The organism is Stenotrophomonas sp. SrG (assembly GCF_050031795.1).
GTDB lineage: Bacteria > Pseudomonadota > Gammaproteobacteria > Xanthomonadales > Xanthomonadaceae > Stenotrophomonas > Stenotrophomonas rhizophila_A.
Genome location: NZ_JBNBBE010001624.1, coordinates 1 through 232, shown reverse-complemented (window position 1 = coordinate 232; position 232 = coordinate 1). Strand labels below are relative to the sequence as shown.

Below are 232 nucleotides of genomic sequence, written 5' to 3'. Positions count from 1 at the left end.
TTCTTCCAGTTCCTGGTGTTGCTGATCGGGCTGTTCGCTCTGCCGTTCGTGGCGGTGTCGCCGAGCGCGGCGCTGCCGATGGGCTGGATCATCGCGGCCATCGCGATGTGGCTGCTCAGCGTGGGCGGCGAATCGCTGGGCGACCGCCAGCTGGCGCGCTTCCGCGCCGACCCGGCCATCAAGGGCAAGACCTGCCGCAGCGGCCTGTGGCGCTACTCGCGCCACCCAAACT

1 protein-coding gene is annotated in these 232 nt (G+C 69.4%); it reads left to right on the top strand.

Annotated elements, in window-relative coordinates; translation table 11 throughout:
* Positions 1–232 (top strand): DUF1295 domain-containing protein (locus ACQG3P_RS24865; protein WP_426806534.1); only part of this gene is annotated, 232 nt, incomplete at both ends.